The sequence below is a fragment of the Buttiauxella brennerae ATCC 51605 genome (genome assembly GCF_001654925.1).
Lineage (GTDB): Bacteria > Pseudomonadota > Gammaproteobacteria > Enterobacterales > Enterobacteriaceae > Buttiauxella > Buttiauxella brennerae.
In genome coordinates, this window is sequence record NZ_LXER01000005.1 from 80,875 (window position 1) to 104,265 (window position 23,391).

Sequence of the window (23,391 nt, forward strand, 5' to 3'; positions counted from 1 at the left end):
GTTATCCCGCACTCATCGCATCGCCTAGTTGGAAAATAGGTAGATACATCGCGATGACCAGTGTTCCAATGATTAGCCCCACCACTAACATCATGATGGGCTCCAGAGCAGATGCAAGATTGTCTGCGAGTTCTTCAGTATTGTTATGATGCCAGTTAGCCAGCCTCTCAAGCATTAAATCCAGCGCACCTGATTCTTCCCCGATACGTACTAGTTGGCAGCACAGCCGCGTAAATTGTCGCCCTTCAGAAAGCGCCTGCCAAAACGGAATACCTTGAGTCACCTGAATACTGATTTGCGAAACCACTTTCTTCCAAAGAAGTGGTGTCAGAGTTGCCTCGACAGCCCCAAGCCCTTGCAGCAATGGAATGCCCGCCTGCTGGGAAAGTGACAATGTGGTATAGATTTGGCTGAGGATTTGTCCACGCCAGAGTGGTGAAACCAATGGAGTCCGCAGCAACAGGTTTTGTTCGTACTCTTGCCAGTGAGGTTTTCGCCGTCGGACCAAATACCCACAGGCCATGATGACTATTGTCGCCAATAACCACCAAATGCCCTGCGTTGTCACCCAGTTTGAAACTGCCATCACGACCATCGTAATCGCGGGTAAAGGGGCGTTAAAAGATCGGTATATATTGGCAAATTCCGGCAGCACAAAACTCATCATCCCAATGGTGACCAGCAATGCGACGGCCATAATAAACAGCGGGTAGCGCAGGGCTTTCATCACCTTTTTACGCAGGCGATACAGCTGTTCTTGTTGGTCAGCGAGCCTTTTACAGCACTCATCGAGTTTGCCGGTAAGTTCACCAATGTGAATGAGGGCAATAAATAGCGCCGGGAAAATGTCTGGCCAATGCTGTAATGCCGCTGAAAAAGGCGTGCCTTTAGAGACACGTGATTCGATGTCTTTTAGCAACGCACGCCATTCACAAAAAGGGTGCTGTTCGGCGATAAGCAACAGTCCGTCAGACAAGGAAATTCCCGCCTGAAGCAATGTGGCAAGTTGGCGGAATATTTGAATTTTTTGCTGAATATGCCAGCAGCCTCGCCGGGCGTGCGATGTTTTTCGCAGCTGCAAAAGCTGGAGATCTGCATTGAACAGCTCGTCGCTGACGGAGGCTGTATCCTCCGCCAGCATTTCCCCGTATTGGACTTGCCCATGTTGATCGATGGCTTTCCAGTGCCAGAGCAGAAATTTAGCCATGCGGCACACCGAGTACACGATACAACTCTTCGAGTGTCGTAAGCCCTTGTTCAACAGCCTGGCAGCCACTTTCAAACAGCGTCATCATGCCTTGCTGACGAGACAGCGCTTGTATTTCGTGAGCCGGTTTTCCTTTGATGATTGCCGACTGTAGCGTTGGGTCGACAAGCAAGACTTCGAACAATGCGCTGCGCCCATAGTAGCCACCGAAGCAGCGCTCGCAGCCCACGGCTTGCCAGCGTGGTAGCGCATTGGCCCACACGCTGAGAGGCAAAATAATGTCATCTGGATTCTGTTGTTTACAGTGAGGGCAGAGTTTTCGCACCAGACGCTGCGCAACAATGATGTTGAGAGCAGAAGCGAGCATCCAGCGCTCGACTCCCATTTGCTCAAGGCGCACCACTGTTTCCGCCGTTGAGTTGGTGTGCAACGTTGAAAGCACCAGGTGCCCGGTTTGTGCCGCTTTTATGGCTATTTCGGCGGTATCACCATCGCGAATTTCACCGACCATGATGATATCCGGGTCCTGGCGCAGTAACGCCCGCAACACACTCTGAAAGCTCAGGCCAGCCCTGGTATTGATTTGCGTCTGATTAAGCCCTCGCATCGGGATTTCAATTGGATCTTCTACGCTACAAAGGTTGCTGGAAACCTGGTTGAGTATTTTTAGTGCACTGTAGAGCGTGATGGTTTTTCCACTGCCGGTTGGTCCTGTAACCAGAATCATGCCCTGCGGGTTAGCGAGCGCATTTTCAAACCGTGAGCAATCTTCGGGCGACATGCCTAATTTTGATAACTCAAAAGTTTGTTGTGTCTGGGTCATTAAACGCAGGACGACTTTTTCACCGTGATATACCGGCAATGTTGCGATACGAAATGAACATTTATGCTGCTCTATTTCGATCTCCATCTGCCCGTCCTGCGGGAGGCGGCGTTCCGCAATATCCAGATTTCCCAGAACTTTTAGCCGGGCGGTTAACGGCGCGGCGAGGTGAAGGGGCAACAATGGCCGTAGTTGCAGGACACCATCGACACGAAAACGAATCTGATACCCTTGTTCCGTCGGCTCAAAGTGAATGTCTGATGCCCGCAGCTGTATGGCTTTGTGCAGTATTTCTTGTAGCAATTGCACCACCGGGGCGATGCTTTCCTGTGGTTCACCGGAACCAGAAGACGCGCGCGAATGGCGCGTCTTCTCCAGTTGTTCAACAGGCCAGTATTCAACATTCATCGGTTTGTCACAGATGAAACGTAACGATTCAAAAAACTGTGCCGGTGGGTTTGGCGCAATAGCAATCTGCAATACTGGATCTTCAGAAAGTAACAGCGCTTGATATTGGTTACAAAGCGCGAGTATTTGCTGATTTGCCATGGCTTAATTCCCTGCCTGGCTATTATCAAAACGGAAGACTTCTTCGCAGGATTGTTGAAGTGAGCCGGTATCAGCTGTGGTGCACGTTCGTGACCAGCCTTCTACACCCTCGGAATCACTCCAGACTGGCGTTAAAGCAACGCTGAGCCCGTTGAGACTCTCTTGCCCGGTTAGCGTAACAACACCTTTTTCAACACTCATACCGCTTACATAGCGAGTAGTTTTTGGTGACGGAATACCGTTGCTCCCCGCATCGCATTCGCTGAGCCCCCCTCGTTCAATCGCACAAAGCTCTACTGCGGTTCGGTAGGGGACGAAGGTTTGTAGCATGTCGGTGAGCGCCGCTTTACGCAGGTAGTTTTGGTAGCTGGGTATCCCGATGGCACTAAGAATGGCAATAATTCCAATGACAACCATCAGTTCAATTAAGGTGAATCCTTGTTGTTTGTTCATATGCTGCTCCTGATTAAGATGGCAGCACTTTGCAGCTAATTAATGACTGAGGCGAGGGCGAGTGAATGCTTCAGGAAGTCGCCTTCCAGGATTTTTTTGCACTTTGCAGAGGTTAACAATAAAAATGCGAGCAGGGACGTAACAGAAAGAAAAAGGCAGGTGAGTTTTGCCTCACCTGCCTTGTAGAAATTAGCGGAAACGCATGGAGAGATCGAGTGCGCGGACATGTTTAGTCAGTGCACCAACAGAGATAAAGTCGACACCGGTTTCAGCAAATTCACGAATGGTTTCTTTCGTCACATTGCCGGAAACTTCCAGGCGTGCTTTGCCCTGAGTAATTGCTACGGCCTGGCGCATCATTTCAACGTTGAAGTTATCAAGCATGATAATGTCAGCACCTGCATGCAGCGCTTGTTCTAACTCATCAAGCGATTCCACTTCGACTTCAACGGGCACATCAGGATGGAACCAGAAGGCTTTTTCTACGGCCTGGCGAATAGAACCTGAGGAGATGATGTGGTTCTCTTTAATCAAAAATGCGTCAGACAAGCCTAAGCGATGGTTACTGCCACCGCCGCACAGTACCGCGTATTTCAATGCAGTACGCAGCCCTGGCAATGTTTTGCGAGTGTCCAGCAATTGCGTATTCGTACCCGCCAGCAGGTCAACGTAAGTACGGACTTCGCTGGCAACACCTGACAGCGTTTGCACAAAGTTAAGCGCTGTCCGTTCACCCGTGAGCAGTACGCGTGAAAGTCCAGTGAGTTCAAATAGCGGCTGGTCTGCAACCACGGTCTGGCCATCTTCTACATGCCAGACAACTTTTACATCTCCGCCAAGCTGGATAAAGACCTCTTCAACCCAGCGTTTACCACAGAACACGCCATCTTCACGGGTGATCACCACTGCGTGGGAACGGTGGTCAGCATCCAGTAATTGTGCGGTTATATCGTTATTAGGATCGACGTCACCACCAAGGTCTTCGCGTAAAGCCTGTGAAACAGCTTGAGGAATATCAAGGTTAATGCGTTCGAGAAGCTCGTCACGTCGGCGGTCTGGATTGTAACGGCGAGGCGGCATGATAAAACTCCGAAATGGCTTAGTTAATGTGGAAACATGCTACATTGATGCGACGTCAAGTACCACTCTAAGGAGACCGCGAATGCAGCTAAAAAACGGCTGGCTGGTGGGTGTTAAGCATGTTCCTTCCCCACATTTTGATTGCCGACCGGAGGATGAAACCCCTTCGCTGCTGGTGGTGCATAATATCAGCCTGCCGCCAGGTGAGTTTGGTGGGCCATGGATTGATGCGCTGTTTACTGGAACTCTCGATCCGCAAGCCCATCCGTATTTTGCGGGAATCGCATATTTGCGCGTCTCAGCACATTGTCTTATTCGCCGTGATGGTGAAATCGTTCAATATGTTCCTTTTAATAAACGTGCCTGGCATGCTGGTGTCTCGGTGTATCAGGGGCGTGAACGTTGCAATGATTTTTCCATTGGTATTGAACTAGAGGGTACTGATACGCTTCCCTATACTGATGCGCAATATCAACAGCTTACTGCTATTTCTGATGCGCTGGTTCAGGTTTATCCGGCGATTGCTGACCATATGACGGGGCATTGCGATATTGCTCCGGAGCGTAAAACCGATCCCGGTCCTGCATTTGACTGGATGCGTTTTCGCACTCTGGTTGAGGTAACGTCAAATAAGGAGATGAAATGACGCTGTTTACATTGCTGCTGGTGATGATGTGGGAACGTTTGTTCAAGCAGGGCGAGCACTGGCAGTTGGATCACCGCCTTGAAGTCCTCTTCCGGCGGGTAAAAAGTTTTTCGTTGCTGCGCACTCTTCTTATGACGGCGCTGTGCATGCTGGTGGTTTTCCTCTGTATTCGTGCCCTGCAAGGTCTGTTCTTTAATGTGCCGTTGCTGGTGTTCTGGATTGCGCTTGGTGTGTTGTGTATTGGCGCGGGCCAGGTGCGTTTGCATTACCACGCTTATTTACAGGCTGTGAGCCATGATGACAGCCATGCTCGTAATGCGATGGCGAGCGAACTGACGCTTATCCATGGTGTACCTCCTGATTGCGATGAGCGCGAGTACTTAAAAGAGCTGCAAAACGCACTGCTGTGGATTAACTTCCGCTTTTATCTTGCGCCACTTTTCTGGTTTATCGTCGGTGGTGTTTGGGGGCCGGTAACGCTTGCAGGTTACGCATTTTTACGCGCGTGGCAGACATGGCTTGCGCGCCATCATTCGCCGCAACAGCGTCTGCATTCCGGTATTGATGCCATTTTACATGTGCTCGATTGGGTGCCGGTGCGCCTGGTTGGCGTGGTTTATGCGTTACTGGGGCACGGTGAAAGGGCGCTTCCTGCGTGGTTTGCTTCACTGGCCGACAGGCATACCTCTCAGTATCAGGTATTGACTCAGCTTGCCCAGTATTCGCTGGCGCGAGAGCCGCATCTCGATAAAATCAAAACGCCGAAAGCCGCTGTTTCTATGGCGAAGAAAACGTCGCTGGTGGTTTTGGTAGTGGTGGCGTTGCTGACTATTTACGGCACTCTGGTTTAATGCTCTCTATTGAAGGCTTTTTATTTAAAGGGATTCCCGGCACGCGTTGCGCCACCGGGTTTCTCAATCTTAAACCTCGATAGTAAAGTGTGAATAAAAACCCACTCCAGGTTGTGCTACTGCCTGGTGTGAGGCGGCGAAAACCCCCACTTTTGCGCCAACCCATTTACCTTTTCCTGCAGCAAAACAAGGCGTGACGCTTTGCCAGTCAGTGCCATTTTCGCTAAAACTGAAATGACAAATTCCGCCAGGTTTTACATCCACCTTTAGCCAAAGTGGCGTGTTTTGCGGCCAGTCGGCAATATCTCGTTGTTGCTGATGAAGTACCCCGGTATCGCTCATCCAGGCGGATATAAAAGTAATTTTGCGCTTTCCTTCATACTGCTCAAGCGCCAGCGCTGCGTAGCGTTCGCCGTAAATTATCAGGCCACTGAGTTCGCCCGGTTGAACGAACGCCGCCTCTAGTCTGGTGGTTGCGCTGAACTCACGTGCAGGAAATTTTTGCAGTAGCAGATTTGGTTGAGTGTACAACGCCTGCTCGCCCTGGTATTCCGGCATTATCTGGCAGGTTAGTGCCAGCGTATTTGTGGCGGATTGTAGCCATTTTTGCTGGGGATGAGCCTGCCATTGCCACTGTAAACCTGGGCGGCCTTCGGCAAAGCTATCGCTGGTTTGCGGCGTTTCATTGCCCTGCGGATCTTTTGCGATTGAAGGGAGGCGATGTTCAGTTACGGGCTGTCCAATTCCTTCAGCCGTTTGGTTTTCGCCAATGATCGGCCAACCATTTTCCAGCCAGCGCATGGGTTGTAGATGCACAATACGCCCATAAAGGTCGGCATCCTGAAAATGCACAAACAAACATTCGCCGTTATCGAGTTCAACAAAACCGCCCTGATGCGGGCCGTTAATCTGAGTTTCTCCTTGTTGTAAAACCACTCTGGCTTCCCATGGGCCTTGCAGATTTTTGGCGCGCAATACTGATTGCCAGCCGGTTTCAACCCCTCCAGCAGGCGCGAAGATGTAATACCAGCCGTTGCATTTGTAGAACTTTGGCCCTTCGATCGTCGGCTGATCCAGCGCTCCGTCGTAAATAACTCGCCCTTCGTTCAGGATCGAGCGCCCATCCGGCGACATCTCAAGTAACTGCAACTGATGTTTTCTGCCGCTACGACTGTGGGCAAAAGCATGAACCAGCCAGGCTCGCCCGTCTTCATCCCAAAGCGGGCAGGGGTCAATCCATCCTTTTGCGGCTTTCACGCAGTGTGGCGCGCTCCATTCTCCATGAGGATCTTCCGTAAACGACATGAAAATGCCTTCATCTGGCGTGCTGAAAAATACCCAGAACTTTCCATCGTGATAGCGAACCGACGGTGCCCAGACACCTTTTCCCGGCTGCATGGTGTCGTAAGTATTGTTATCAAAGCGAGAGAATACGTGGTTGATGATTTTCCAGTTTACTAAGTCTTTCGAATGCAGAATGGGCAGCGCGGGAAAATGGTTAAAGCTCGATGAAACCATATAAAAATCATCGCCTGTGCGCACAATATCTGGATCTGAATAATCTGCATGGATAATTGGGTTTTTGTAATATCCAGGGCGATTTGTGATATTAACCATGATTATTAGCACCTGTAGAAATTAAAGCTGGTGTAACTGCTGGGGTATTAATTTCTTCAACTTGTTCACGATGAGCGAGATCACGCTGAATTTGGTTCATCATTTTGTCATCAAGAATATAGAAACGGCTTAACCAGTAGAGTACCAGATAGGAAATAGACGGGCCGATGGTTAATAAACCAATAATGCCATTGGTAGCAAGCGTTGTTTGCGTTGGGTTACCCGCCTGATAACCGAACCATCCAAGTGAGAAACCGACAAATGCCCCAGCAACGGCCATGCCCATTTTTAATGCAAATAGGTTTCCGGAGAACGATAGCCCTGTAATTCGGCGACCAAATTTCCATTCGCCGTAATCTGCCGCGTTAGCCATCATGTTCCATTTGAAAGGTTGATACATTTGGTGGAAGAAACCGACGAGGAAATAAAGCGGGAATACAATAGCAAGCCAGGTTGGTGGAACAAAGAACATCACCACACCGATAACAACCAGCAATAAGTTAATATTTTTAAATAATGATACAGCACGATAGCGTTGTGCCAAATAGCCTGCGGCGATGCTGCCGATAATGGTGCCAACAACGCTTGTTGAAACAAATGCGGATTTCATCGCGGTTCCAGCAGCACTTTCGATACCGCCGAGCATCAAGTAAGTAGCGTAGTACAATGTTGCTGCACTGCGCATTACGCCTGCCATACTTGAGAAAAAGGTGATCACTGCCACGATACGCCACTGGTCATTCGCCAGTAAAATTCGCAGGTCATCCATCATACTACTGTTGATTTCGACTTTTGGGCGAACACGTTCAGAGGTGCTAAAGAAGCAGAAAAATAGCATGATGACGGCGAGTGTTCCCATAATCGCCATGGTTGCCTGAAAGCCGAACTGTTTATTTTCTTTACCCAGCCAGTCAACTAAAAATAATGTTGCGACAGAAACAACTAATCCGGCGAGTGACGAAATAGTGAAGCGATAAGATTGGGCAGATAAACGATCTTTTTCATCCGTGGTAATCACGCCACCCAGTGCGCAATACGGAATGTTAATAAATGTGTAGCAAAGCATTAATAATGTATAGGTAATATAAGCATAAAGCAGTTTTCCTGATTCACCAAAATCCGGTGTACTGAAGGTTAATACCGCCAGCACCGCATAAGGAATTGCAAACCAAATTAACCATGGTCGGAAATGCCCCCAGCGCGTGTGTACCCGATCGGCAACCAATCCGGTAAGTGGGTCGGTAATTGCATCAAGAACGCGGGTAACCAGAAACATTATTCCCACTGCGGCAGCGGATAGCCCGTAAATATCAGTATAGAAATACGTTAAAAACATGGTGACTGAGGAATAAACTATTCCGCATGCGGCATCGCCCATACCGAAGCCAATTTTTTCCGCAACGGAGAGTTTCCTTGCTGTACTCATTTTATTTCTCCAGGCATTGAGTGTGTTATTTACTCACTCTATGGACTGATGGTTTATTACGCTATTGTGATATTTGCTCCAGGAGTTATGTTTTTTGCCGATTGAGAAAGTTGTCACATAACAAGAATAAATTGGTCTGACAGCTATCACCTTTTTAAAACCAAAAAACACCAAATTGCACATAAAGGCCACTGAAGAGTTTTTGTAAGGTGGATAAGGATTAGCACCACTCAACATTTTTCATTGGCTTAATTACTGATATCGCTAAGCTAATCCGACCTACAATAGAATTGTTTAAACAAAAAAATGCCCTTCAAAGTGAAGGGCATTGGGAATTCTAACGATTATCTGCAGGCGGTATGCCGAACACCGGCATACCGTATTCATCCCATTCGAGTGTTTTCAGGCGTGTATGGCGATTCGGGTCATACAGCGGGTCGCCTTCAATTTCCGTGTAGTTTCGCGCGTGATACACCAGCACATCTTTCCCGTCTTTAGTTTTGGTAAAACTGTTGTGGCCCGGCCCAAACTGCTTGTTCTCGTAGCCGGTGGCAAACACAGGCTGTGGCGATTTATGCCAATTAGCAGGGTTAGTTGGGTCGGCATTCAGGTCGATCCACAACAAGCCGATACAGTAGTTTTCATCGGTGGCGCTGGCGGAATAGCTCACAAACAGCTTATCGCCATGAACCACGACCGCAGGCCCTTCGTTAACCAGAAAACCTCTGCATTCCCAATCCAGCTCCGGCTTGCTTAACATCACCGGTTTGCCTTTGATGGTCCACGGCGTTTCCAGTTCTGCAAGATAGATATTCGAATTACCGGCAATATCAGGGTCTTTCTGCGCCCATAAATACCACTGCTTACCGTGATGATTGAAGGTTGTCGCATCAAGACAGAAGCTGTCGAACTGCGTTTTTACCTGGCCTTTTTCAACCCATGAGCCGGTTAGTGGGTCGGCGTCTGCGCACTCAAGCGCAAACATCCGGTGCTGGAACATATTCAACTGATCCAACGCCTGCGTATGGGTGGCGGCGAAATAGATGTACCACTTTCCGTCAATGTGATGCAGTTCTGGCGCCCAGATAAGCTCGCTCATCGGGCCATGATCCGGTTTGCGCCAGACCACAGAAGGGTGTGCATTTGGCAATTCGCTTATTGTCTGCGCGCGGCGGATCTCCAGCCTGTCGTACTCCGGTACTGAGGCAATAAAATAATACCAGCCGTCATGCAGCAAAATGAACGGATCGGCTCGCTGTTCAATAAATGGGTTAGGCCATTGCTCCTGATTCATCAGGCTTTCCTTACAGTTTGGCTTCAATAGGTTTGCTATCGTGATACTCATTCAGCTCACGGTAGTTGATGCGGCGTTTCTCAAGATCTGCCTGGATGCGCTGCATTAATTCACGGTCAACTTTCATCAGACGCACGACGCCTGCGGTAATCAGATAACCAACACCTGGGATGATGGTAAATAGCATCACAATACCGTTAATTGACTCAGGGCTTTGCTGTTTTGCTCCGGCATCGTAGCCGTACCAGGAAAGCAGGAAACCAACCATCGCGCCAGCAATCGCCAGCCCCAGTTTCAGGAAGAATAAGTTGCCGGAGAAGCTAATGCCGGTGATGCGTTTACCTGTTTTCCACTCGCCATAGTCATCCACATCGGCCATCAGTGACCAGTGCAGCGGGGAAGGGATCTGGTGCAGGATGTTCAGCAGGAAGTACATCACAACAATCAGTGTGGTGGCATGCGGGTCGAGGAAGTAGAAACCGCAGGAGAAAATGGCCAGCACGATGTTCGTCCAGAAGAACACTTTCAGTTTGCAGATACGGTCGGTTAACACTTTAGCCAGCATACTGCCGCCCATCATGCCGACCACGCCGAGGCTAATAAATAATGTCGCAAAGCTGGTACTTTGCCCCATGACCCAGGTGACGTAGTACATGGTTGCCGCCATACGGATGAAGCCCGGGCAGACGTTGCACAGCGTCAGCAGAAGAATGCGTACCCACTGGTCGTTTTTCCAGACATCTTTCAGGTCCGCTTTCAGGTCATCATTACTGGGTACTGCCGGGCGAACACGTTCTCTGACCGTTGAGAAGCAGTACAGGAACATGCACATACCAATCACCGCTAATATGCCCATTGCCCATTGATAGCCTTTCGCTTTGTCGCCACCGCCAAACCAGTCGACCATGGGCAGCAGAGAGAGCGAGAGCATCAAGGTGGCAATGCCAACCATGACAAAGCGATATGACTGACAGGCGACGCGTTCTTTCGGGTCGTTGGTGATAACACTCCCTAGCGAGCAGTAAGGAATGTTGATTGCGGTATAGGTTAAAGAGAGCAGGAAATAAGTGACGAACGCATAGATAACTTTGCTGTTATAAGCCCAGTCAGGTGTGGTGAACATCAGGAAACTGAAGAAGGCAAACGGGGCTGCCATCCACAAAATCCATGGACGAAAACGCCCCCATCGAGTTTGGGTACGATCGGCAATCGCCCCCATAATTGGGTCGGTTATTGCATCAATGACCCTGATAGAGAGCAGCATTACACCGACCAATGCCGGGGCGAGCCCAAAAATGTCCGTATAAAAATAGTTAACAAACAACATAATGGCGCCAAAGATGATGTTGCATCCGGCATCACCCATGCCATAGCCAATCTTTTCTTTAATCGATAATTTGCTGCTTTCCATGGGAATAACTCCAGACCAGAATATGGACAAGAGTATTGGGCTATCAGGAAATTTTTGCGTGTCGGTAATCCGTCACAGAGATGGACAATTCTGTCATTGTTAAGGAAGTGTGAAGCAGATAACAAAGCGCCCCGATGAGCAAAGGCTCGCCGGGGCGCTTTGAGCAGAAGAGAGAATTATGCTTTAACGCTCTTCAGGTTCTTCTGTTTGATGAAGTAACCGATACCGAGAACAACCACCCAAACAGGAATCAACCATACGGAGATCGCCATGCCAGGGGTCATTGCCATGATAACCAGCACTGCCGCCATAAACAGCAGGCAGACATAGTTACCCAACGGATAAAACAGAGCAGGGAAGAGGGTTTTCACGCCTTGTTGTTCTTTCGCACGGCGGAACTTGATGTGCGCGAGGCTGATCATTGCCCAGTTGATTACCAGTGCAGAGACCACCAGCGCCATCAGCAAGCCAAAGGCTTCAGCAGGTGCAAGGTAGTTAATCAATACACACAACGCAGTGAACAGTGCAGAGACCAGAATGGTATTTACCGGAACGCCACGCTTATCAACTTTCTGCAGTGCTTTTGGTGCGTTACCTTGTTGAGCCAGGCCGAACAGCATACGGCTGTTACAGTAAACACAGCTGTTATAAACAGACAGTGCGGCGGTCAGAACAACAACGTTAAGTGCGTTTGCAACAAAGGTATCGCCCAGTTCATGGAAGATAAGGACAAACGGGCTGGTGTCTGCGGTAACGCGAGTCCATGGCATCAGAGACAGCAACACTGCCAGTGAACCCACATAGAAAATCAGAATACGGTAGATAACCTGGTTGGTCGCTTTAGGGATGCTGACCTGCGGGTTGTCTGCTTCCGCAGCCGTAATCCCGACCAACTCAAGCCCACCGAAGGAGAACATGATAATGGCCATCATCATAACCAGCCCGGTGAAACCGTGTGGTAAGAATCCGCCTTGTTCCCAAAGGTTACGTACAGTCGCTTGTGGGCCTGCGTGGCCGCCAAACAGCAACCAGGCACCAAACACAATCATGGCAACTACGGCGACAACTTTAATGATCGCGAACCAGAACTCCATTTCACCAAACACTTTTACGTTAGTGAGGTTAATGGCGTTGATCACGACAAAGAAGACGGCAGCAGATGCCCAGGTTGGGATTTCCGGGTACCAGAACTGAATGTATTTACCGACCGCAGTCAGTTCCGCCATGGCTACCAGCACATACAGCACCCAGTAGTTCCAGCCAGAAGCAAAGCCTGCAAACCCACCCCAGTATTTATAAGCAAAGTGGCTAAATGAACCTGCTACAGGCTCTTCAACAACCATTTCACCTAACTGGCGCATAATCAAAAATGCGATAAAGCCTGCAATCGCGTAACCCAGAATAATACCGGGACCGGCGGACTGGATGACAGACGCGCTGCCCAGAAACAGGCCTGTCCCAATAGCTCCACCTAGCGCAATGAGCTGGATATGGCGGTTTTTAAGGCCGCGTTTCAGCGTGTCGCCTTGTTCCATCTTTAACCTCGTGTGTGGTTATTTTCAGGGCGCTGATTGCGCCTCTGTAAGTTTGTAATGCCGTAATGTGTAGTATTTATTTTACGGTTTTTAATTCCAGTATTTTGCGCGTGAGACTACCGCAGCGCAAAGAATAGTGGTAAGCGCGAGTGTTTGCACCTGCTTTCTATTCTTGTCGTGACGAGTTGAATAAAAAGAAAGCAGTCGCTATCCCGTCTTGTTATCTATTTCCGCCTGTTATTTATCCACGTTAAGCGATATCGATGAATTAATATTCATATTTTAAACTGATGAATCGGTTCAAATTGCAATAAAAGGCAGTTTTTAGTGTTTCGCAAAAGTTAAATGCGTCTGGATGCGAGTAAATGTGACATTTGTGCAAAGTTACATCTTTGAAACGTCATTTCTGTAATGTTGTTAAAATGTGCCGGGTTTAATGATTTCAATCAAAACCAATATGGACAGAAGGTGAATACTTTGTTACTTTAGCGTCAAGAATGTGAAATTGGTCATACCAATTGACTTTGCCCGAATAATTTAAGGTTTGAAGGGCATAAGCGCTAATGGCAGAAACAGGGAACACATGGCCTACAGCAAAATCCGCCAACCAAAATTATCCGATGTGATTGAGCAGCAGTTGGAGTTTCTCATCCTCGAGGGAACCTTGCGTCCCGGCGAAAAACTCCCACCAGAACGCGAATTGGCGAAACAATTCGACGTTTCTCGTCCTTCACTGCGCGAGGCCATTCAGCGTCTCGAAGCGAAAGGACTCCTGCTTCGTCGTCAGGGCGGCGGTACTTTTGTCCAGAACAGTCTTTGGCAAAGTTTAAGCGACCCGCTGGTCGAACTGCTGTCTGACCATCCTGAATCCCAGTTTGATCTGCTTGAAACCCGCCACGCCCTTGAAGGTATCGCTGCCTATTACGCTGCATTGCGTGGTACAGACGAAGACCTCAAACGTATTGGCGACTGCCATTTAGCCATTCAAAAAGCGCAAGAGTCCGGCGATCTGGATGCAGAATCCGATGCGGTTATGCAGTATCAAATCGCCGTGACGGAAGCCGCCCACAACGTTGTGCTACTACACTTGTTGCGCTGTATGTCACCGATGCTCGAACAAAACGTTCGTCAGAATTTTGAATTGCTCTATGCGCGCCGTGAAATGCTGGCGCAAGTGAGCAGCCATCGCGCCAGCATTTTTGCGGCGATTATGGCTCGCCAGCCGGAGCAGGCGCGCGAAGCGTCGCACCGTCACCTGGCATTTATCGAAGAAATATTGCTGGATCGCAGCCGCGAACAGAGTCGTCGAGAACGTTCTCTGCGGCGCTTGCAGCAACGTAAGGAATAAGAGTCTGAAATTTCAGATTCTCAAAAGCGCCAATTTTTAGAGCGCGGCAACTAAACGCAGAACCTGTCTTATTGTGTTTTTCCAAGGAAAATACAATGGGACAGGTTCCAGAAAATCAACGTATTAGACACAGATAAGGAATACCACCCATGTCAGAACGTTTCCCAAATGACGTGGATCCGATCGAAACTCGCGACTGGCAACAGGCGATCGAATCGGTCATCCGTGAAGAAGGTGTTGAGCGCGCACAGTACCTGATTGATCAGTTACTGAGCGAAGCCCGTAAAGGCGGAGTAAAAGTTGCAGAAGGTTCTGCTGCCCGTCAGTACGTAAACTCCATCGCCGTTGAAGATGAACCGGAATACCCGGGGAATCTGGAGCTGGAACGCCGTATTCGTTCTGCTATCCGTTGGAACGCCATCATGACTGTCCTGCGTGCGTCTAAAAAAGACCTCGACCTGGGCGGCCATATGTCCTCTTTCCAGTCTTCTGCAACCGTGTATGACGTGTGTTTCAACCACTTCTTCCGCGCACGCAACGAGAAAGATGGCGGCGATCTGGTGTATTTCCAGGGCCACATCTCCCCAGGCGTTTACGCACGTGCTTTCCTTGAAGGCCGCCTGACTGAAGACCAGATGAACAATTTCCGTCAGGAAGTTCACGGTAATGGTCTGTCCTCTTATCCGCACCCGAAATTGATGCCTGAATTCTGGCAGTTCCCGACCGTATCTATGGGTCTGGGTCCAATCGGTGCAATCTATCAGGCTAAATTCCAGAAATACCTGGAACACCGTGGCCTGAAAGACACCTCCGCACAGCGCGTTTACGCGTTCCTGGGCGACGGTGAAATGGATGAGCCAGAATCTAAAGGTGCGATCACCATCGCTACCCGTGAAAAACTGGACAACCTGTGCTTCATCATCAACTGTAACTTGCAGCGTCTTGATGGCCCAGTAACCGGTAACGGCAAAATCATTAACGAACTGGAAGGTATCTTCGCGGGTGCTGGCTGGAACGTGATTAAAGTGATTTGGGGCTCTCGTTGGGATGCGCTGCTGCGTAAAGATACCAGCGGTAAGCTGCTGCAGTTGATGGGCGAAACCGTTGACGGTGACTACCAGACCTTCAAGTCCAAAAATGGCGCTTACGTACGTGAGCACTTCTTCGGTCGTTATCCAGAAACTGCTGCACTGGTTAAAGATATGTCCGACGATGAGATTTGGGCACTGAACCGTGGCGGCCACGATCCGAAGAAAATCTACGCTGCACTGCGAAATGCACAAGAAACCAAAGGCAAAGCAACTGTCATCCTGGCTCATACCGTTAAAGGTTATGGCATGGGTGAAACTGCCGAAGGTAAAAACATCGCGCACCAGGTTAAGAAAATGAACATGGACGGCGTGCGTTATGTCCGTGACCGTTTCAATGTTCCAGTGACCGATGCGGAAATCGAAAAACTGCCTTACATTAAGTTTGAAGAAGGCAGCGAAGAGCACAAATATCTGCATGGCCAGCGTGAAAAACTGAACGGCTACCTGCCGACTCGCCTGCCAAAATTCACCGAGAAACTGGAACTGCCAACACTTGCAGACTTCAGCTCTCTGTTAGAAGAGCAGAACAAAGAAATCTCCACCACTATCGCTTTCGTTCGTGCCCTGAACGTGATGCTGAAGAACCCGTCTATCAAAGACCGTCTGGTTCCAATCATTGCCGATGAAGCGCGTACTTTCGGTATGGAAGGTCTGTTCCGTCAGATTGGTATTTACAGCCCGAACGGCCAGCAGTACACCCCGCAGGACCGTGAGCAGGTTGCTTACTATAAAGAAGACGAGAAAGGCCAGATCCTGCAGGAAGGTATCAACGAGCTGGGCGCAGGTTCTTCCTGGCTGGCTGCTGCGACCTCTTACAGCACCAACGATCTGCCAATGATCCCGTTCTACATCTACTACTCCATGTTCGGTTTCCAACGTATTGGCGACCTGTGCTGGGCAGCGGGTGACCAACAGGCGCGTGGCTTCCTGGTCGGCGGGACTTCCGGTCGTACAACTCTGAACGGTGAAGGTTTGCAGCACGAAGATGGCCACAGCCATATTCAGTCTCTGACTATCCCTAACTGTATCTCTTACGATCCATCTTACGCTTACGAAGTTGCAGTCATCATGCATGACGGCCTGGTACGTATGTACGGTGAAGCGCAAGAGAACATTTACTACTACATCACTACGCTGAACGAAAACTACCACATGCCAGCCATGCCAGAAGGCGCGGAAGAAGGCATCCGTAAAGGTATCTACAAACTGGAAACAGTTGAAGGTACTAAAGGTAAAGTTCAGCTGATGGGTTCTGGTTCTATCCTGCGTCACGTACGTGAAGCAGCTCAGATCCTGGCTAAAGATTACGGCGTTGGCTCTGACGTGTTCAGCGTAACTTCCTTCACCGAACTGGCTCGTGATGGCCAGGATTGTGAGCGCTGGAACATGCTGCACCCAACGGCAGAACCACGTGTACCGTACGTTGCTCAGGTATTGAGCGATGCACCAGCAGTGGCATCTACTGACTATATGAAACTGTTCGCTGAGCAGATCCGTAACTTCATCCCAGCAAGCGATTACCGCGTACTGGGTACTGATGGCTTCGGTCGCTCAGACAGCCGCGAAAACCTGCGTCACCACTTCGAAGTGGACGCATCTTATGTGGTTGTTGCAGCACTTGGCGAACTGGCTAAACGTGGCGAAATCGATAAGAAAGTGGTAGCTGACGCTATCATCAAATTCAACATCGATGCAGATAAAGTCAACCCGCGTCTGGCATAAGAGGTAAAGAATAAAATGGCTATCGAAATCAAAGTGCCGGACATCGGTGCAGACGAAGTTGAAGTTACCGAAATCATGGTGAAAGTGGGCGACAAGGTTGAAGTTGACCAGTCCATTATCTCCGTTGAAGGTGACAAGGCTTCAATGGAAGTCCCTTCTCCGCAAGCAGGCGTGGTCAAAGAGATCAAAGTTGCGGTTGGTGACAAAGTTGAAACCGGCAAACTGGTTATGATTTTCGAATCCGCCGAAGGTGCAGCGCAAGCTGCACCAGCTCCGGCTGAAGAGAAGAAAGAAGCAGCGCCAGCAGCAGCTCCGGCAGCTGCCGCAGCGAAAGAAGTGAACGTACCAGACATCGGTGGTGACGAAGTAGAAGTCACCGAGATCATGGTTAAAGTTGGCGACAAAGTTGAAGCAGAGCAATCTCTTATCACTGTTGAAGGTGACAAAGCTTCTATGGAAGTCCCGGCGCCGTTCGCAGGCGTTGTCAAAGAAATCAAAATCAATACTGGCGACAAAGTGTCTACCGGTTCCCTGATTATGGTCTTCGAAGTAGCGGGTGCTGCACCGGCTGCAACAGAAACTAAAGCTGAAGCGGCTCCTGCTGCTGCACCTGCGGCTTCTGGTTCTAAAGAAGTCAACGTGCCAGACATCGGCGGTGACGAAGTTGAAGTGACGGAAGTGATGGTTAAAGTGGGCGATAAAGTTGCCGCTGAACAATCACTGATCACCGTAGAAGGCGACAAGGCCTCTATGGAAGTCCCGGCTCCGTTCGCGGGTGTTGTTAAAGAGATCAAAATCAAAACTGGCGACAAAGTGTCTACCGGTTCTCTGATTATGGTCTTTGAAGTGGAAGGCGCAGCGCCTGCTCCAGCCGCTAAGCAAGAAGCAGCAGCTCCGGCTCCTGTGGCGGCAGCTCAGAAACCAGCAGCGGCGCAAGCGCAGACTTCTGGCAAAACTGAATTCGCTGAAAACGACGCATACGTTCACGCAACCCCACTGATTCGCCGCCTGGCGCGTGAGTTTGGTGTGAACCTGGCGAAAGTGAAAGGGACTGGCCGTAAAGGTCGTATCCTGCGCGAAGACGTTCAGGCTTACGTGAAAGATGCTGTTAAGCGTGCAGAAACTGCACCGGCTGCGGCAACTGGCGGCGGTCTGCCAGGCATGCTGCCATGGCCGAAAATTGATTTCAGCAAGTTTGGCGAAATCGAAGAAGTTGAACTGGGCCGTATTCAGAAAATCTCTGGTGCGAACCTGAGCCGTAACTGGGTGATGATCCCACACGTTACGCACTTCGACAAAACTGATATCACCGATTTGGAAGCGTTCCGTAAGCAGCAGAATGACGAAGCGGCCAAGCGCAAGCTGGACGTGAAGTTCACTCCTGTTGTCTTCATCATGAAAGCAGTGGCTGCCGCTCTTGAGCAAATGCCTCGCTTCAACAGCTCCCTCTCCGAAGACGGTCAGAAGCTGACGCTGAAAAAATACATCAACGTCGGTGTTGCGGTTGATACGCCAAACGGTCTGGTTGTTCCCGTCTTTAAAGACGTGAACAAGAAGAGCATCAGCGAGCTGTCTCGCGAACTGATGGCTATCTCCAAGAAAGCTCGCGATGGCAAGCTGACTGCTGGCGAAATGCAGGGCGGTTGCTTCACTATCTCAAGCCTGGGCGGTATCGGGACGACTCACTTCGCGCCAATCGTTAACGCGCCAGAAGTGGCCATCCTTGGTGTCTCCAAGTCGGCTATCGAGCCGGTCTGGAATGGTAAAGAGTTCACTCCGCGTCTGATGATGCCAATGTCTCTTTCCTTCGACCACCGCGTGATCGACGGTGCTGATGGTGCGCGCTTTATCACCATCATCAACAATACGCTGGCCGATATCCGCCGCCTGGTGATGTAAGCCAAAAAGCCGACCATTCGGTCGGCTTTTTTCTGGTAATCTCGTGATGTAGTTCGAGATTATCTGATGCAAAGGACAATTCGCTTGCCGTTTTTGTTTCAAAATTGTTAACAATTTTGTAGACTGCAGGCGGAGAATAATAAAGAGGTCATGATGAGTACTGAAATCAAAACTCAGGTCGTCGTACTTGGGGCAGGCCCGGCAGGTTATTCTGCTGCATTCCGTTGCGCTGATTTAGGTCTGGAGACAGTCATTGTCGAGCGTTACAGCACCCTCGGTGGTGTTTGTCTGAACGTTGGCTGTATCCCTTCTAAAGCCCTGCTGCACGTTGCTAAAGTTATCGAAGAAGCGAAAGCACTGGCTGAGCACGGCATCGTTTTCGGCGAGCCGAAAACTGACATCGACAAAATCCGTACCTGGAAAGAAAAGGTTATCAACCAGTTGACTGGTGGCCTGTCCGGTATGGCAAAAGGTCGTAAAGTTAAAGTGGTGAATGGCCTGGGTAAATTTACCGGCGCTAACACCCTGGTTGTTGAAGGTGAAAATGGTCCAACGACTATCACTTTTGATAACGCAATTATCGCGGCGGGTTCTCGTCCGATTCAGTTGCCATTCATTCCGCATGAAGATCCACGCGTATGGGATTCTACCGACGCACTGGAACTGAAATCCGTACCAAAGCGTATGCTTGTTATGGGTGGCGGTATCATCGGTCTGGAAATGGGTACTGTGTACCATGCGCTGGGTTCAGAGATTGACGTGGTTGAAATGTTCGACCAGGTTATCCCGGCTGCTGACAAAGACGTTGTTAAAGTCTTCACCAAGCGTATCAGCAAGCAATTCAACCTGATGCTGGAAACCAAAGTGACTGCAGTTGAAGCCAAAGAAGATGGCATCTACGTCACCATGGAAGGCAAAAAAGCCCCAGCTGAACCACAGCGTTACGACGCGGTTCTGGTTGCAATCGGTCGCGTACCTAACGGTAAGCTGCTGGATGCGGGTGTTGCTGGCGTTGAAGTTGACGAGCGTGGCTTCATCCGTACTGACAAGCAAATGCGCACTAACGTGCCGAACATCTACGCTATCGGCGATATCGTCGGCCAGCCAATGCTTGCGCACAAAGGTGTTCACGAAGGTCACGTTGCCGCTGAAGTTATCGCGGGCATGAAGCACTACTTCGACCCGAAAGTGATTCCTTCAATCGCGTACACTGAACCAGAAGTTGCATGGGTTGGTTTGACCGAGAAAGAAGCGAAAGAGAAAGGCATCAGCTACGAAACAGCCACCTTCCCGTGGGCTGCTTCTGGCCGTGCTATCGCTTCTGATTGCGCAGACGGTATGACCAAACTGATTTTCGACAAAGAAACTCACCGTGTTATCGGTGGTGCGATTGTCGGGACTAACGGCGGCGAGCTGTTGGGCGAAATCGGTCTGGCTATCGAAATGGGTTGTGACGCCGAAGACATCGCGCTCACCATCCACGCGCACCCGACTCTGCACGAGTCTGTAGGTCTGGCTGCTGAGATCTTCGAAGGTAGCATCACTGACCTGCCAAACCCGAAAGCGAAGAAGAAGTAATCGTCTGAAGGTAAAGAAAAAAAGCGGCTTAGGCCGCTTTTTTTATTGGGTTATTGTGGCTCTTCCTGCCAGCTTTTATCCGGATTGAATTGCTTTATTTCCGCAACTTTTTCAGCCGTCTGCTCACCTAAATCCTTCTGATAAATAACCCCCTGATGACTCACCATGAAGGTCGTCACGCCGGTTTCGTCATATTCCACAGGCCAGGCGATTAACGCATAACCCTCTGCCATTTTTCCGTCGGCAATATAGTCTTTCTCACCGCCCGGAGCGTCTGCACCTTGTGCGGTAAGAATCCGGAAATGATAGCCGTGATAACCCATGCCAGGCTGTTCAGGGCTGAAACTTGGGCCGAGAGGGCTTGGCTCTTCACCGGGCGTTGCAGGCCAGTACAAGCCATCTTTCTTGCCCTCGGTGCTGACAAATTTCTGCGCATACTGCTGTTCGAGCTGATAATAATCTTGCTGCGCTGCCACATAGGCGTTTATCGCCTGCATGGCGGACAGTTCGTTAAGGCCAATAGTCCGCGTGTGTATTTCGTCCGCGGCGCGTTTCATATCGAAATGCCAGCCCGCGTCAGTTTTCACCATAGGGATTGGCAACTGCCAGTTTTCCTGCCCGACGTTCAGATGGGCCGTTTCACCTTTTTCTTCGATGTTATGGCTGACTTTCCAGTCACGAACAAAACGGGCGACAGCTTCCGGATCGGCTTTTTCGTCCGGCAAATAATGACGCCAGTTATCGCCCAGCACCTCGGTCAGCGCGGCTTCATCCTGGCTAATGACGGCATTGGCAAACGACGTTGCCGCCTGCTCAGGCGTGGTGAATTGTTGCTGTGCCTGAACAAAGGCAGGCAGCATAAGCATTACTAATGCACTTAACTTCATACGATTTTTCATGATGCCTCCTTAATTAACGGCGATGAATTTCACGGCTACCCGAGCTACGTTCTCTGGACCCGCTACGTTGTTCGCGGTTTGCCGATGATCGATTCAAACTTTGTTGCCCACGCTGGCTTTGTGCCTGCCAGGAAGGGGATCGGCTGTCATTACCGCTAAACGCATTTGGGCGTGTGGATGCTGCGCGATGCGTCTGGCTCAGATTGCTACTGCTACGGTGTTGCTGAGCCGTATCGCGGCGTTGTTGTTGCTGTTGCGATGTCGGGCGGTTCGCTTCTGACTTCGCTGTATCACGACGCTGCTGTTGTTGCGCCGTCGGGTTGTTAAGCTGCGTTTTGGCGGTGTCCCGGCGCTGTTGCTGAGTGGTGGATTGATTGAACTGTTGTTTCGCAGCATTACGGCGTGAGTCCGTGCTTTGCGAATCATAACCGCGGTAGTTATTGCGTTGGGCTATCTGATTCAATTGCTGCGTTGAAGCCTGGCGCTGGGCATCACGGGAAGCCAGCTGCGGAGCGGCGGCATCAAGTCTGCCTTTGTTCTGCTGTAACTGTGTGGCTGCGGCTTGCCGCTGGGCGTCACGATTAACGGGCGCGCTTCTTTGTGTAGCACTTAAACCACCTGCGACATTGGTCTGATGGTAGCGCTGAGCAACGTTGCTGTTGTTATAAGGAACGCCATTGCGATAAGTCGGATTATGCTGCCAGCCTGCGTTGCGACCCTGTAGATTTTGCCCGGAAATTCGGTTGAATTTATTGACGTCAATGTTGATGTTATTGTCGCCATTGCGCTCATACCCACCACCACCATGGTAATCATGGTGATAATCGTCGTCATCGCCCCAGTCCAGGTTACTAAACAGGGCGTAAGTGGTGGCAATACCCAGACTGAAGCCCAGGCCATTAACAAAGCTGTTACCAAACTGTTCTCCCGGAGGGGGAGGAAGATAGGTCGGTGGATACGCCGTGTTAGGCCAGGTGCCATACACCGTCGATGGGTTATAGCTCGGAACATAAACCACTTGTGGATCGGTCGGCTCGATTTTAATCACTGTTTCCGCGGGTGCGGCGGCAACGGTTTTGCCTGACGACGAGCTGCTTGAGCTGCTACCGGCAGGTGCTGCCACCGTCGTATTTTGGTTTACCGTGACGGGCGAGGTAGTGACCGTCTGTTGTGGAGTGGTTTTTAATGCGCCGGTTTGCTGGGCCAGCAAACGTAATTTTTGTACTGAATCCATCACATCTTTAGGCTGCGCTAAAAATGCATCCCCCAGATTTTGTACCCATTCCGGGTTTTCACCCATCAAGGCCAATAGCGGCGGGAAGGCCACGAGAGATTTTACGCTTGGGTCCCACGGCTGGTTGGCAACTGCCTGAATAGCCGCGTCGCCTTGTTGCTTCGGATTATCACGTGACCATTGCACCGCCTGCACTACGTTTGCGGGATACGTCGACGCCATCAAGACTTGTGACAACAGCTGGTCAGGATACAGCGCAATCGGCGCGACCCACTGGTCGAGCTGCGCCGTGGTATAGGTTTGTGGTGCGACCGCCGCGGTGGCTGCCACAGGTGCAGGCGTTGCAGCCGGGGTTGGAGCGGCTTGCGGCGCAGGCGTGGCTGGAGCCGGTTGTGTCGTCTGGGCTGCGGGCGCAGGCTCGCTCGTCGTCTGACTTTTCACATACAGAACACCAGATGCCGCTAAAATTCCGGCACTGCATATGAGGGCAAGAATATGAGGCTTGAATGGCAACTTCATTTAACTTCTCCTGGTATTCAGAAGGATACCCTTGATTTGAGAGCAGTGCCGGTTGGCAACGATCTTGCTGTGAGTATATTGAGCTAATAGTTTAATTTTTGACTTAAACGGTGATTCTTGCCGGAAAAGTTATTGGAAATAGTGAAATTATGTGTCGGACCGCACTGAATGCGGGTGCCAGAGGAGAGCGGGAAAGACTGAATCCGGAC

At 50.2% G+C, this 23,391-nt stretch carries 17 protein-coding genes; 6 read left to right on the plus strand and 11 right to left on the minus strand.

Going from position 1 to position 23,391, the window contains the following annotated elements; translation table 11 throughout:
* Position 1 precedes the first annotated feature (1 nt).
* From hofC to nadC, 4 genes are all read right to left on the minus strand, one after another.
* Entirely contained in the window at positions 2 to 1,207 is a 1,206-nt protein-coding gene (hofC, locus tag M975_RS00775; RefSeq protein WP_064556721.1) for a protein transport protein HofC, read from the minus strand.
* Entirely contained in the window at positions 1,200 to 2,579 is a 1,380-nt protein-coding gene (gspE, locus tag M975_RS00780) for a type II secretion system protein GspE (protein ID WP_064556722.1), read from the minus strand. Before gspE ends, hofC begins: the two co-directional genes overlap by 8 nt.
* 3 nt (positions 2,580 to 2,582) lie before the next feature.
* Entirely contained in the window at positions 2,583 to 3,032 is a 450-nt protein-coding gene (ppdD, locus tag M975_RS00785; protein ID WP_064556723.1) for a prepilin peptidase-dependent pilin, read from the minus strand.
* A gap of 189 nt (positions 3,033 to 3,221) precedes the next feature.
* A complete protein-coding gene (gene nadC / locus M975_RS00790; RefSeq protein WP_064556725.1) occupies positions 3,222 to 4,112 on the minus strand; it encodes a carboxylating nicotinate-nucleotide diphosphorylase in 891 nt (296 codons plus the stop codon).
* Positions 4,113 to 4,194: 82 nt separating this feature from the next.
* Between nadC and ampD the strand changes: the two genes are divergently transcribed.
* Both ampD and ampE read left to right on the plus strand, forming a co-directional pair.
* The gene (gene ampD, locus M975_RS00795) at positions 4,195 to 4,758 is read left to right on the plus strand and encodes a 1,6-anhydro-N-acetylmuramyl-L-alanine amidase AmpD (RefSeq protein ID WP_064556727.1); all 564 of its coding nucleotides are present in this window, start codon (positions 4,195 to 4,197) and stop codon (positions 4,756 to 4,758) included.
* Positions 4,755 to 5,609, plus strand: coding sequence for a beta-lactamase regulator AmpE (gene ampE / locus M975_RS00800; RefSeq protein ID WP_064556729.1), 855 nt, complete (start codon positions 4,755 to 4,757; stop codon positions 5,607 to 5,609). The genes ampD and ampE overlap by 4 nt, the downstream gene beginning before the upstream one ends.
* Before the next feature lie 69 nt (positions 5,610 to 5,678).
* Here the strand turns inward: ampE and M975_RS00805 are convergent, their stop codons facing one another.
* The 5 genes from M975_RS00805 to aroP all read right to left on the minus strand — a co-directional run bounded on the left by M975_RS00805 (position 5,679) and on the right by aroP (position 12,892).
* Entirely contained in the window at positions 5,679 to 7,226 is a 1,548-nt protein-coding gene (locus M975_RS00805; RefSeq protein WP_064556730.1) for a glycoside hydrolase family 43 protein, read from the minus strand.
* Entirely contained in the window at positions 7,219 to 8,652 is a 1,434-nt protein-coding gene (locus M975_RS00810; RefSeq protein WP_064556732.1) for a glycoside-pentoside-hexuronide (GPH):cation symporter, read from the minus strand. Before M975_RS00810 ends, M975_RS00805 begins: the two co-directional genes overlap by 8 nt.
* Before the next feature lie 337 nt (positions 8,653 to 8,989).
* On the minus strand, positions 8,990 to 9,946 hold the full coding sequence (locus M975_RS00815) for a glycoside hydrolase family 43 protein (RefSeq protein WP_064556734.1): 957 nt from the start codon (positions 9,944 to 9,946) through the stop codon (positions 8,990 to 8,992).
* Positions 9,947 to 9,956: 10 nt separating this feature from the next.
* Entirely contained in the window at positions 9,957 to 11,357 is a 1,401-nt protein-coding gene (locus M975_RS00820) for a glycoside-pentoside-hexuronide (GPH):cation symporter (protein WP_064556736.1), read from the minus strand.
* A gap of 176 nt (positions 11,358 to 11,533) precedes the next feature.
* Positions 11,534 to 12,892, minus strand: a complete 1,359-nt coding sequence (gene aroP, locus M975_RS00825) for an aromatic amino acid transporter AroP (RefSeq protein WP_064556737.1) — start codon at positions 12,890 to 12,892, stop codon at positions 11,534 to 11,536.
* A 583-nt stretch (positions 12,893 to 13,475) separates the two neighbouring features.
* Here aroP and pdhR point away from each other — a divergent pair.
* The 4 genes from pdhR (at position 13,476) to lpdA (ending at position 20,530) form a co-directional block, all read left to right on the plus strand.
* Positions 13,476 to 14,240 carry a pyruvate dehydrogenase complex transcriptional repressor PdhR gene (gene pdhR / locus M975_RS00830; protein WP_064516235.1) on the plus strand — a complete coding sequence of 255 codons (765 nt, stop codon included), beginning with the start codon at positions 13,476 to 13,478 and terminating at the stop codon, positions 14,238 to 14,240.
* Positions 14,241 to 14,389: 149 nt separating this feature from the next.
* Positions 14,390 to 17,053, plus strand: a complete 2,664-nt coding sequence (aceE, locus tag M975_RS00835; RefSeq protein WP_064556739.1) for a pyruvate dehydrogenase (acetyl-transferring), homodimeric type — start codon at positions 14,390 to 14,392, stop codon at positions 17,051 to 17,053.
* A 15-nt stretch (positions 17,054 to 17,068) separates the two neighbouring features.
* Complete coding sequence (aceF, locus tag M975_RS00840; RefSeq protein ID WP_064556741.1) at positions 17,069 to 18,952, plus strand: pyruvate dehydrogenase complex dihydrolipoyllysine-residue acetyltransferase; 1,884 nt, start codon at positions 17,069 to 17,071, stop codon at positions 18,950 to 18,952.
* Positions 18,953 to 19,105: 153 nt separating this feature from the next.
* Complete coding sequence (gene lpdA, locus M975_RS00845; protein ID WP_064556742.1) at positions 19,106 to 20,530, plus strand: dihydrolipoyl dehydrogenase; 1,425 nt, start codon at positions 19,106 to 19,108, stop codon at positions 20,528 to 20,530.
* 50 nt (positions 20,531 to 20,580) lie between these two features.
* On the opposite strand, the gene M975_RS00850 is transcribed toward lpdA, so the two are convergent.
* Both M975_RS00850 and M975_RS00855 read right to left on the minus strand, forming a co-directional pair.
* On the minus strand, positions 20,581 to 21,429 hold the full coding sequence (locus M975_RS00850) for a DUF2950 domain-containing protein (RefSeq protein WP_064556744.1): 849 nt from the start codon (positions 21,427 to 21,429) through the stop codon (positions 20,581 to 20,583).
* 13 nt (positions 21,430 to 21,442) lie between these two features.
* Positions 21,443 to 23,182, minus strand: a complete 1,740-nt coding sequence (locus M975_RS00855; protein ID WP_064556746.1) for a DUF3300 domain-containing protein — start codon at positions 23,180 to 23,182, stop codon at positions 21,443 to 21,445.
* Between the last annotated feature and the right edge of the window lie 209 nt (positions 23,183 to 23,391).

Bases quoted from the DNA above. Each gene is read 5' to 3' on its own strand.
- hofC (WP_064556721.1), bottom strand. From the start codon at position 1,207: ATGGCTAAATTTCTGCTCTGGCACTGGAAAGCCATCGATCAACATGGG.
- gspE (WP_064556722.1), bottom strand. From the start codon at position 2,579: ATGGCAAATCAGCAAATACTCGCGCTTTGTAACCAATATCAAGCGCTG.
- ppdD (WP_064556723.1), bottom strand. From the start codon at position 3,032: ATGAACAAACAACAAGGATTCACCTTAATTGAACTGATGGTTGTCATT.
- nadC (WP_064556725.1), bottom strand. From the start codon at position 4,112: ATGCCGCCTCGCCGTTACAATCCAGACCGCCGACGTGACGAGCTTCTC.
- ampD (WP_064556727.1), top strand. From the start codon at position 4,195: ATGCAGCTAAAAAACGGCTGGCTGGTGGGTGTTAAGCATGTTCCTTCC.
- ampE (WP_064556729.1), top strand. From the start codon at position 4,755: ATGACGCTGTTTACATTGCTGCTGGTGATGATGTGGGAACGTTTGTTC.
- M975_RS00805 (WP_064556730.1), bottom strand. From the start codon at position 7,226: ATGGTTAATATCACAAATCGCCCTGGATATTACAAAAACCCAATTATC.
- M975_RS00810 (WP_064556732.1), bottom strand. From the start codon at position 8,652: ATGAGTACAGCAAGGAAACTCTCCGTTGCGGAAAAAATTGGCTTCGGT.
- M975_RS00815 (WP_064556734.1), bottom strand. From the start codon at position 9,946: ATGAATCAGGAGCAATGGCCTAACCCATTTATTGAACAGCGAGCCGAT.
- M975_RS00820 (WP_064556736.1), bottom strand. From the start codon at position 11,357: ATGGAAAGCAGCAAATTATCGATTAAAGAAAAGATTGGCTATGGCATG.
- aroP (WP_064556737.1), bottom strand. From the start codon at position 12,892: ATGGAACAAGGCGACACGCTGAAACGCGGCCTTAAAAACCGCCATATC.
- pdhR (WP_064516235.1), top strand. From the start codon at position 13,476: ATGGCCTACAGCAAAATCCGCCAACCAAAATTATCCGATGTGATTGAG.
- aceE (WP_064556739.1), top strand. From the start codon at position 14,390: ATGTCAGAACGTTTCCCAAATGACGTGGATCCGATCGAAACTCGCGAC.
- aceF (WP_064556741.1), top strand. From the start codon at position 17,069: ATGGCTATCGAAATCAAAGTGCCGGACATCGGTGCAGACGAAGTTGAA.
- lpdA (WP_064556742.1), top strand. From the start codon at position 19,106: ATGAGTACTGAAATCAAAACTCAGGTCGTCGTACTTGGGGCAGGCCCG.
- M975_RS00850 (WP_064556744.1), bottom strand. From the start codon at position 21,429: ATGAAAAATCGTATGAAGTTAAGTGCATTAGTAATGCTTATGCTGCCT.
- M975_RS00855 (WP_064556746.1), bottom strand. From the start codon at position 23,182: ATGAAGTTGCCATTCAAGCCTCATATTCTTGCCCTCATATGCAGTGCC.